Below are 9879 nucleotides of genomic sequence, written 5' to 3'. Positions count from 1 at the left end.
CGGCTTGCTTCCTACAAAGCCGCGCTGCGTGACATGGGGTGTGAAGACCGGCAAGCCTGTGGTCGCTGGCTGAACAACAGAGTTGAGAACTCACACCTTCCATTCCGACGACGAGAACGCGCGATGCAGCGCTTTCGGCGAATGCGAAGTCTGCAGAAGTTCGTCGCCGTCCATTCCTCCGTCTTCAATCACTTCAACCAGGATCGTAGCCTCTCCAAACGGGACCACTTCAAGCAGAACAGAACCGCTGCTCTTGCCGAGTGGCGTAGTCTCTGCGCGGCATAAGGGACAGTGTCACTGTCCTGGCAGAGACGAGTTCGAATTAGTCTGACAGCACCCGCCCGGATCTGGTGCGAGACAGCCGACGGTGACAGGCACAGTTCTTTGGCTGCCAGCTTGAAACTCGCATGCCGCGCGGCGGCTTCGAATGCTTTTACCGCCGTGAAAGGCGGAAGGTTTCTTTTTCGAGTGGATGAAATTTTTTCATCTCCTCGTGAAAATTGATCTTTTGTTTCGCGCCACCCCGTGCCGCTAGCCTGATCGCCAAGGATCAAAGCAAACGAGGAGAGCGCCATGCATACCTCGCAATCTGTGGCCTTCGTGACCACCGCACTTGTCTTAATTACATCATTTCTCTCATCCGGGCCAGTCGCCGCCCAACCACGGCCTGAACTTGTCGAACAACTCGAGGTCTGGCTGGACCAGCATTCCGACTTGCCCCGAGCCTCTGAGGCACCCGCAATATTCCTTAAAGATCCGCCTGAATTGGAAGATGAAAGAACCACGTCGCGAGTGGCCGTCGGAGAGCGCACCCGGGGACTTTATAACAAAAGCGACCGTACAATTACGCTTTTCCGTCCATGGACCGCGACAAACACCGAAGACGTCTCCGTCTTGCTTCATGAACTGGTTCATCACCGCCAAGCGACAGCCAACCGCGGCTGTCGCGCAAGATGGGAGTATCAGGCCTATAAGCTTCAGGAAAAGTGGATGAACGCGCGAGAGGTTTCGTTGGACGTCAACTGGACTGTGATTGGCCTTACCACGAACTGCAAATTGCAAAATGTGCATCCCGACTGACGGGCGAAAAACTGTGACGTGGCGCGGCAACGCTCAAGACACAATTAGCTCGCGACCTACTCAGAGCAGGAAGGCTCCAATGACTAAGAAAACGCTTTGCTTTCCGAACGGCTATCAAACCACTTCATCCCAGATCAGCCGGGTCAAGATACATGCCGACTGGTCTGTTTTTCCCTTAAGGGTTTTGATTGAAGTGTTCGAGGGCGAGCACAAGACTTTCATGGGCTACGTCGATCTGAGAAAAATACCTCTTAATGATGATATCCGGTAGGCATTCCATCGGATTGCCTACCGTTTTCAAACGGGAAGATTCAAGCCGTCTCGGCATAACCGGAGCCCGTACACACCTGTCCGAACGCGCTCATAATCGGAGATCAGCGTAAACGATTTCTTTCATCTGTTCCCCGGTCGATTTTATTTTTCTCGAAATTGTGCGAGCGTATCCAAATAAAGATCTCGGAAGCGATTGCCTTCCAACTGTCCGAATGCACGTTACTCACTGAACATTGGCTACTTGATCGCTTTTGAAATATACCACTTTGATCATCAGAAGGTTTCGATCTCGAGAATGCTCCGGATCAAAGATATTCGCTTCGACATTGCATACTTGGCTTCCAACTGGGGCCTAAGACGAGGGGAATTAGAATATGCCGACTGAGATGCTTGGGTTGCTGCTCCGGCACAGGGGGATTGCCACCAAAGAAGGGTATGTTGGCAATCGATTGGACCGACCGGCCGATTTCTTGGAGTTAGGGGGCATACCGCGTCCAGTTCCGGGGCCAGGCCAAATTCTGATTAAAGTGCGCAGGGCAGCAATCAACCCATCAGACATCGCGTTCGTCCAAGGCTACTATGGCCAGGCACGAATGCAGGGCCAACCTGCGGGGTTTGAAGGTGTCGGTACGGTGGTTGAAGCAGGGCCGGGGTTGATGGGGCGCCTACTAAAGGGACGCGACGTGGCATTCTACGTGACACCGGACGGGTCTGGAGCATGGGCCGAGTATGCTGTGACCCAGGCAGCAGTGGCATTGCCACTGAAGAAGGGGGTGTCCGATCGTGATGCGGCAGGATTGATAGTTAACCCGGTGACGGCTGCAGCAATGTTGGAGCTGGTGGGTGCAGGCGACGCTTTCGTTTTTTCTGCTGCAGCAAGCCAGCTAGGCAAATTCGTAGCGGGACTGGCGCGTGATCAAGGCAAGAAGATGATCGCTTTGGTAAGGCGTGAGGACCCGATCAAATTATTGAAGGAGCTCGGCGCAGAGTATGTTTTGAATGAAACATCTCCCACTTATGCAGAAGACTTGGAAAGAGTTCTATCTAAGGAAAAGCCAGTGATCTTTCTCGACGCCGTAGCCGGGAGTGCCAGTGCGCAGGTACATAAGGCGATGGGCGACGATGCGCGATGGATCATCTACGGGAAGCTCGATACATCGCCGGCTGAAATTCTCGACCCAAGTGAGATGATCTTCCGAAATAAATCGGTCGAGGGGTTTTGGACCACATCGTGGGCAAGCAATACGTCCTTCTTCCGCAAGCTACTCGTCTTTGGCGAGGTGCAGAACCGGTTTCGCGATGGGCAGTGGACGACACATGTGTCGACAGAACTGCCGATTGAGCACGCGATCGAGCGGTTGCCGCAGGCACTAGCTCAGCCAGATGGGAAAGTGCAAATCCTGCTGTCCTAAGGCAGACGCCCAGCCTGAGGCTCAGAGCAAGGCATAAACGTGCCCTTTAGAAATGAGTCTTGGTCGATCAAACCCCATCCAAAGGATTGGTGACCTTCCCGAACAGCAATCACGGCGCAACGCGAGACATCACAAACGCTTTCTTCATGTATCCAGAGTCCGATCAAACTCATGGTGTATGCCATCTCCGAACGGCTGCTAAGGGCTCTGATCGGTCATTCGCTGCGATCTGGTTGAGTGGCCGCTCTGCGGACGAAGGGGCCTTTTGTTTTGAATCAATTACGGCTTCGGAGCTAACCGGTAAATTTCACACTGATTTCAATGAGCCGTCTAAAAAATATGTCGTGGGACATCGGTTTCTCCAATCATTGATTTGAAGGCGAGTTAGCGAATGACTTTCAGTGAGGCCGTCCGGAACTGCCTTGTCAAATTCAAGACTTTCGATGGTCGAGCGTCACGTTCGGAGTTCTGGTGGTTCGCCCTTGCCATCGTTTCGGCGTTGGCCTTGATCGGGTTTCTTCCAATTCTGGGACTTGGCCTATATGACCTGTTGATCCAACAGTTGGCAGCATTGCTCCTATTTCTGCCCTTTTCTGCCGCGGGGTATCGGAGACTGCATGACTTCGGCTGGCCCGGATGGCCTTTCTTGGTGCGGGTTGCGTTAACCGTGCTATCGTCGCGCCCTATGTATTTTTTGAGGTCTTGTCAGAGAAACTTGGCTTGAGGCGGGCAGGGGGCTTTCGTAGCCTCTCGAGATGACCAAACGCTCGCCTTTCAAGTACTTCAAAACCAGCCCCGAGGTCATCCGCCTGGCAGTGATGCTCTATGTCCGGTTTCCGCTGTCACTCAGAAATGTCGAAGACTTGCTGCACGAGCGCGGCATCGACGTCAGCCATGAAACGATCCGGTTCTGGTGGAACAGGTTTGGGCCGATGTTTGCCTCCGAGATCCGCCGACGACGTATTCAGCAACTGCGTGCCTTTTCCAGATGGCAGTGGCACGTGGACGAGGTCTTCGTGAAGATCAACGGCGAGCGGCACTATCTGTGGCGCGCTGTGGATCACGAAGGCGAGGTGCTCGAGAGCGTCGTTACGAAGCGAAGAAACAAGCGCGCTGCATTGAAAATGCTCAGGAAATTGATGCGGCGATATGGTCAGCCGGAAGTCTTGGTCACCGATCGGTTCGCTTCATACAAGGCTGCCCTTCGCGACTTGGGGTGCGGTGATTTGCAGGAATGTGGTCGCTGGCTCAACAACCGCATTGAGAATTCGCACCTGCCATTCCGACGACGAGAACGAGCCATGCAGCGCTTTCGGCGAATGCGAAGTCTGCAGAAGTTCGTCGCCGTCCATTCCTCCGTCTTCAATCACTTCAACCAGGATCGTAGCCTCTCCAAACGGGACCATTTCAAGCAAAACCGAACCGCTGCTTTGGTCGAGTGGCGCGCTCTCTGCACGGCATAAGGGACAGCGTCACTGTCCTTGCAGAGACAAGTTCGAATTCGTCTGACAGCACCCTGAGCGGGTTCGGGACCGCGGCAAAGCAATCCCAGGTTGAATGGCAGGCGAATTGCCCAGCAACTTGAGCCTCCTGGTGTTGACAAAACAAAAAACCAAACGATTGTTAGGTTAAGGGGTGTAGCTGCTGCGGCGCAGACTGTCGAGTGTGCCATCCCGCTGAGCGTTTTTTAGGGAGGAAAACATGTTCAAGTCTGCTGCGCGTTTTGCTGGCGCTGCCGTTCTGTCCTTGCTGGCATTTCAGGCAACCGCCGAAGAATACCCTGATGTGACCTTGCGCATGGCGCATCCGCTGCCGGAAAGCTGGCCAGCCGTTCAATGGGACAAGTGGTGGGCCGAAGAGGTCACGCGCCGGTCCGACGGCAAGGTAAAGATCGAAATTTTCTGGTCTGGCCAATTGGGTGGTCTGTTGGAGATCAAAAACCTTGTGTCCTCTGGTGCGGTCGATCTGGGTGTGTTCGCACAAGCCGTGCACGCCTCCGAAATGCCGATGACGTCTATTGCGGCAGGTCTTCTGAACCGGGTGTCGGCTGATGCGCCTACAGCACAAAAGCTGGCCGGTGAGGTCTATGGCGCTGAACCCACCCAGGCCGAGCTGGCCGAGCTGAACCTGCAGCCGATCAAGTGGACCGTCACATCGCCCTATCGTCTGACCTGCAACAAGCCGATCAACCAGATGTCGGATCTGGAAGGTCTGCGCGTGCGTGCGGTTGGCGGGGCCTATGTTCCGATCTGGATGGAAGCCTATGGCATGGTGCCCACACGTGTGCAGGCGCCGGAAATCCGCGAAGGTCTGCAGCGCGGGACGCTGGATTGCAACTTTGGCCCCATCGAATGGGTGCCGTTCTTTTCACTGCAATCGGTGGCGCCCTATATCTCGGACATCAACACAGGCACGTTCACCACGTTCCAGCTTTATGCTCCGCAAGATCGCTGGAACAGCTGGCCGGAAAGCGTGCGCAGCCTGATGACCGAAGTGGCGCAGGAGGCGATGATGAAAGACCTCGAATGGCTGGAAGGGGCCGAGGCCGAGGCCTATGCCACCTTTGAAGAGGCTGGCGGTCAGCGCATCGAACTGGCCGATATGGACGCCTTTGTCGCCAAATCGCCCGACATGATCGCGATCTGGGAAGAGCGGATGACAGCCGACGGCATGGGCGACGCGATCGCACTGATCGTGCCGATGCAGCGCGAAGCGGCCAAAAGCTTCGAGTAATGGCTGACGCCGAAAAAAACGCTGCGGGGGGGCATCACGCCGATGCCTCCCCCAATGCCTTGGGGGCAGGGGCGACACTGGCCGAACGTGTGGCAATTTCGATTTGCGCCGCGGTTCTGTTCGTCGTGATGATTGTGGGCGCGGCCGACATCATCTCGGGTGAGATCTTTGGCACCTTCCTACCCTTCAAGGTCGATATGTCCGGAACCTTGGCTGCGGCTGCCATTTTCCTCGCCTGGCCTTTGGTGCAGCGCAGGCGCGATCATATCGGCGTTGATCTGTTTCTGCCGTTCCTGCCGCGCAGCCTGCGCTTGCTGGGCTGGTGGCTCAGCCAGGCAGCGGGGCTATTGGTCTTTGGACTGATCGCCTATGGCACGGCGCAGCTGGCCATCGACAGCGTTGAGATCTGGGAAGTGTCTGCGGCGACGCTGGGCTATCCGATCTGGCCTGCAAAAGTGGCCTGCGCCCTGGGGGCTGCGCTGACCATTATGGTCTTTGTGCTGCAATGTCTGAAGGGACCGAAAGAGGACGCATCCACCAAATGAGCGGTCTGGAACAAGGCGGTGTCGCCTTTGCCTGTCTGTTGCTGCTTTTGGCCGTCGGCGTGCCGGTGGGCTTTGCCTTGGCCAGTGTGGCCGCGATTGGCCTTTACCTGAGCGTTGGCGCGTCCTTCGTTCTGACAACCTTCAAGACCACGCCCTATACTTTGGCCAGCGATTACACCTTTGTCGTGGTGCCGATGTTCGTGCTGATGGGTGCGATTGCCGGGCGCGCGGGGATCATTGGGGATCTTTACTTCGCGGCGCAAGCCGTGCTGAGCCGGGTGCGCGGCAGCCTGTTCATGGCCACGATCATGGCGCAGGCGGGCTTTGCGGCGGCCTCGGGCTCGACCGTGGTGGCGTCTGGTGTTTTCACCCGTATGGCCCTGCCCGAGATGTTGAAGTTTCGCTATGACCCCGGTGTCTCCGCCGGTTGCATTGCGGCGGCGGGCACGCTGGCGGGGCTGATCCCGCCCTCCATCGCGATGGTGCTTTACGCGCTTTTGACCGGGGAGCCGGTGGGCGCGTTGCTGATTGCGGGCATCCTTCCGGGGGTGTTGACGGCAGGGGCCTATATGTTCGGAATCCGCCTGTTCCTGATCGTGCGGCCCGAATGGGCGCCTGATGTGCAAGAACAGATCACCTGGCCCATGCGGTTTCGCGCGCTGTCCAAGGTGTGGAGCGTTCTGCTCCTGATGATCCTTGTGATGGGGGGTATTTATTCGGGGCTCTTCCCACCTTCGGCGGCGGGCGCAGTAGGTGCTGCGGGTGCACTGTTCATCGCGCTGTCGATGCGCCGGATCGGAGCAAACCAGATCTGGGAGGCACTGCTCGAATCCGCGCGGATCACGGCGATGATTTTCCTGATTGTCATTGGCGGTCTGGTCTTCTCGCGCTTTTTGCTGATCAGCGGGTTCATTGGCGATATCCGCGCCTTTGTCACCGCGACCGAGCTTGGCGTGGCCGGGTTTCTGGCGATGACGGTGGTGTTGTTCCTGCTGCTGGGGATGTTCCTCGATTCCGTCTCGCTTCTGGTGATCGCGGTGCCGTTTCTCTATCCCATCAGCCAGACGCTGGGCATTGATCCGATCTGGTTTGCGGTGATCATCGTCAAGCTGATCGAGATTGCGGCGATCTCTCCGCCCGTGGGATTGAACCTTTATGCGGTGCTGGCCTCGGCTGATGGGCGGGTGAAGACGGGGCAGCTCTTCAAAGGGGTGCTGCCGTTTCTGGCCATCGAAATGGTGGTGCTGGCGCTTTTGCTGGCCTTCCCCGCGATTGCGACCTTCCTGCCTGCCACGATGGGGTAAGCCATGCGTCTGATTGACTTTTTCGACCGATCCGCCGCCCTGACGCCCAATGCGGCGTTCGTCAAACAAGGCGATGTCAGCCGCAGTTACGCGCAAAGTCAGGCGGCCACCCATTGCATCGCGGCCGCGTTGATCCGCGACGGGTTTGGCCCCGGCACGCGCGTGGGTGTCTACATGCCAAATGACTGGCGCGGGCTGGAGGCGATGTTCGGCTTCTGGCGCGCGGGCTGCGTGATGGTTCCCGTGAACGCGCGCAATGCGGTCGCGCAGAATGCGCAGATCCTGGCAGATGCGGGGGCGGAGGTGGTGTTCTATCACTCAAGTTTCGCGCGGGAATTGGACAAGGTGCGCGCCGCTTGCCCCAAGGTGACGCTGACCATCTGCATCGATGACGGGATGGCGGACTGGATGGCCCCCGAAGGCACACAGGCGCCGCATATCGCGCAGGCGCCTGACGATCTGTGGACGCTTTACGCCACCTCTGGCACCACCGGGAAATCCAAGGGGGTGCGGCACACGCATCTGAGCAACATGGTCGCCTGCATGGATATGCTGCACGCCTTGCAGGTGCATGGGGCTGTCAATCATCTGGTCGTGGCCCCGATGACCCATTTCGCGGGGTCGTTTATCTTTGCGCTGACGGTGACGGGCGGCACGCATATTCTGCTGGACAGTGTTGAGCCGGAGGCGATCCTGGCCGCGATTGAGGCGGAGCGCGCGCAGATCCTGTTTCTACCGCCCACGATCATCTACCGCATGTTGTCCTCGCCCGATTTGGGGCGGCATGACTATTCCAGCCTGCATCGCTTTGCCTATGGCGCGGCCCCGATGGCGCCGCAAAAGCTGCGCGAGGCGATGGATGTCTTCGGCCCGGTGATGACCAATTTCTTCGGCCAGGCCGAGGGGATTGGCCCGATCTGTTTCCTTTCGCCCGAGGATCATCGCCCCGATGCAGGCGGCGTGTGGGAGGATCGGCTGATGTCCATCGGCAAGCCGTCGATCCTGCGGCAGGTGGCGATTGTGGATGACGACGGCCAACCGCAGCCGCCCGGCACGCGGGGCGAGGTGGCGGTGCGCAGTTGGGGCGTCACGCAAGGCTATGAGAACAATCCGCAAGCCACGGCAGAGGCGTTCAAGAACGGCTGGTACCTGACCGGCGATATCGGCGTGGCGGATGCCGAGGGGTATGTCACGCTGGTCGATCGCAAGAAGGACATGATCGTGTCGGGCGGGTTCAACATCTATCCGGCGGAGGTGGAGCGGGAGTTGCTGTCGCACCCGGATGTGCAGGAGGCCGCCGTCATCGGTGTGCCGGACCCTGATTGGGGGGAGGCGGTGAAGGCCGTGGTCGAGCTGCGCGCAGGGGGAGCGGTGTCAGAGGCGGAGCTGATTGCGCTGTGCAAAGACCGGCTGGGCAGCATGCGCGCGCCCAAATCGGTGGAGTTTCGCGATGAATTGCCCCGCAACGCGACCGGCAAGGTTCTCAAGCGTGAGATCCGCGCGCCGTTTTGGGAAGGCTACGAACGCGCGATCTGACGGGCCGTCTGGTATTGCCGGGCCAGATCGTCAATCAGATCGGCGGCGGGCCGGATACCCTTCACTTGGCCCACACCGTGGCCCATGCTCCAGACCGTTTTCCACGAGGCCATGTCCAGCGCGCCGTGATGAAGCGCCTGGCCTTTCTCGTCGAGAATCCCTTCGGCGATCAGGCTGTCGCGCGCGAAATTGGCCGGGATGCCGGTGACCAGATCAGAGAGCATGATGCCGTCTGCGTCCGTCGTGGTGACCATGTCCTTGTGCCTCGGCTGGGCGAGGCTTTCTTCCGTGGCGATAAAGGGCGTTCCGGCATAGCCCAGATCGGCGTCCAGAACCTCGACCGCGTGCAGCGCGCGGCCTGTGCCGATGGCGCCCGCAACGGCGATGGGGCCGTCGAAGAACTCGCGCACCGCGGCGACAAAGGCAAACGGGTTGAGCCAACCCGTGTTCCCACCCGCGCCCGCAGTCAGCAGCACCAGCCCGTCCGCACCCGCGGCCACGGCCTTGCGCGCGTGGCGCAAGCTGGCAACATCGGAAAAGACCAGCCCGCCATAGTCATGCACCGGCCCCGTGACCGCATCGGGCGCACCGACCGAGGCCACCACCAAAGGGGCCTGCGCGCGCACGGTGGCGGCCAGGTCGTGTTCCAGGCGTGCGTTCGAATGATGCACGATCAGGTTGACGCCCCAGGGGGCGGCGCCGTCGGTCTCTTCTGCAATCTGCGCAAACCACCGGTCCAGATCCTGCGGAGCGCGCGCGTTCACGGAAGGAAAAGCCGATAGCGCTCCGGCGCGGGCGGAGGCGATGATCAGCTCAGGCCCCGAGATCAGAAACATCGGCGCCACAAAGAGCGGCAGGCGCAGCCGCGCTTTCAGATCTGCGCGCAGAGCGGGTCCGGTTCGATCCTCTGGCCACATGGTTTGTCCTCCGATCTGCCTTCAATATTCTAACAATCAACTGTTTGGCAACTGCGCAAAAATGCGCTAAGTTTTTAGG

12 protein-coding genes are annotated in these 9879 nt (G+C 58.6%); 10 read left to right on the top strand and 2 right to left on the bottom strand.

The features are described 5' to 3' along the window. Nucleotides 1-285 (top strand): DDE-type integrase/transposase/recombinase (locus BLT50_RS17125; protein ID WP_139170559.1); only part of this gene is annotated, 285 nt, incomplete at its 5' end. Here BLT50_RS17125 and BLT50_RS19785 read toward each other — a convergent pair. Next, nucleotides 189-575, bottom strand: coding sequence for a LysR family transcriptional regulator (locus BLT50_RS19785; RefSeq protein ID WP_425433975.1), 387 nt, complete (start codon nucleotides 573-575; stop codon nucleotides 189-191). The two genes, BLT50_RS17125 and BLT50_RS19785, sit on opposite strands and share 97 nt — an antisense overlap. Here BLT50_RS19785 and BLT50_RS19105 point away from each other — a divergent pair. From BLT50_RS19105 to BLT50_RS17075, 9 genes are all read left to right on the top strand, one after another. After that, nucleotides 574-1080 carry a DUF6647 family protein gene (locus BLT50_RS19105; protein ID WP_139170558.1) on the top strand — a complete coding sequence of 169 codons (507 nt, stop codon included), beginning with the start codon at nucleotides 574-576 and terminating at the stop codon, nucleotides 1078-1080. The genes BLT50_RS19785 and BLT50_RS19105 overlap by 2 nt on opposite strands. 79 nt (nucleotides 1081-1159) lie before the next feature. After that, nucleotides 1160-1351, top strand: coding sequence for a hypothetical protein (locus BLT50_RS17110; RefSeq protein WP_090030220.1), 192 nt, complete (start codon nucleotides 1160-1162; stop codon nucleotides 1349-1351). A gap of 376 nt (nucleotides 1352-1727) precedes the next feature. Further along, the gene (locus BLT50_RS17105; protein ID WP_090030218.1) at nucleotides 1728-2765 is read left to right on the top strand and encodes a zinc-binding dehydrogenase; all 1038 of its coding nucleotides are present in this window, start codon (nucleotides 1728-1730) and stop codon (nucleotides 2763-2765) included. Between the two features lie 391 nt (nucleotides 2766-3156). Further along, a complete protein-coding gene (locus BLT50_RS19780) occupies nucleotides 3157-3489 on the top strand; it encodes a DUF805 domain-containing protein (protein WP_090030216.1) in 333 nt (110 codons plus the stop codon). A gap of 31 nt (nucleotides 3490-3520) precedes the next feature. After that, the gene (locus BLT50_RS17095) at nucleotides 3521-4228 is read left to right on the top strand and encodes an IS6 family transposase (protein ID WP_090030214.1); all 708 of its coding nucleotides are present in this window, start codon (nucleotides 3521-3523) and stop codon (nucleotides 4226-4228) included. Between the two features lie 238 nt (nucleotides 4229-4466). Beyond that, nucleotides 4467-5498: a TRAP transporter substrate-binding protein DctP gene (gene dctP, locus BLT50_RS17090; protein ID WP_090030213.1), complete on the top strand. Its 1032-nt coding sequence runs from the start codon at nucleotides 4467-4469 to the stop codon at nucleotides 5496-5498. Then, nucleotides 5498-6043 carry a TRAP transporter small permease gene (locus tag BLT50_RS17085; RefSeq protein WP_050930059.1) on the top strand — a complete coding sequence of 182 codons (546 nt, stop codon included), beginning with the start codon at nucleotides 5498-5500 and terminating at the stop codon, nucleotides 6041-6043. Before dctP ends, BLT50_RS17085 begins: the two co-directional genes overlap by 1 nt. Continuing rightward, nucleotides 6040-7347, top strand: coding sequence for a TRAP transporter large permease (locus BLT50_RS17080; protein WP_175491517.1), 1308 nt, complete (start codon nucleotides 6040-6042; stop codon nucleotides 7345-7347). The genes BLT50_RS17085 and BLT50_RS17080 overlap by 4 nt, the downstream gene beginning before the upstream one ends. 3 nt (nucleotides 7348-7350) lie before the next feature. Then, nucleotides 7351-8883, top strand: a complete 1533-nt coding sequence (locus BLT50_RS17075; protein WP_090030210.1) for an AMP-binding protein — start codon at nucleotides 7351-7353, stop codon at nucleotides 8881-8883. Here the strand turns inward: BLT50_RS17075 and BLT50_RS17070 are convergent. After that, a complete protein-coding gene (locus BLT50_RS17070; protein ID WP_090030208.1) occupies nucleotides 8865-9800 on the bottom strand; it encodes an NAD(P)H-dependent flavin oxidoreductase in 936 nt (311 codons plus the stop codon). The two genes, BLT50_RS17075 and BLT50_RS17070, sit on opposite strands and share 19 nt — an antisense overlap. Nucleotides 9801-9879: the final 79 nt, after the last annotated feature.

The sequence above is a fragment of the Lutimaribacter saemankumensis genome (assembly GCF_900100005.1).
Lineage (GTDB): Bacteria > Pseudomonadota > Alphaproteobacteria > Rhodobacterales > Rhodobacteraceae > Lutimaribacter > Lutimaribacter saemankumensis.
This window is presented reverse-complemented; position numbering and strand designations above follow the sequence as displayed.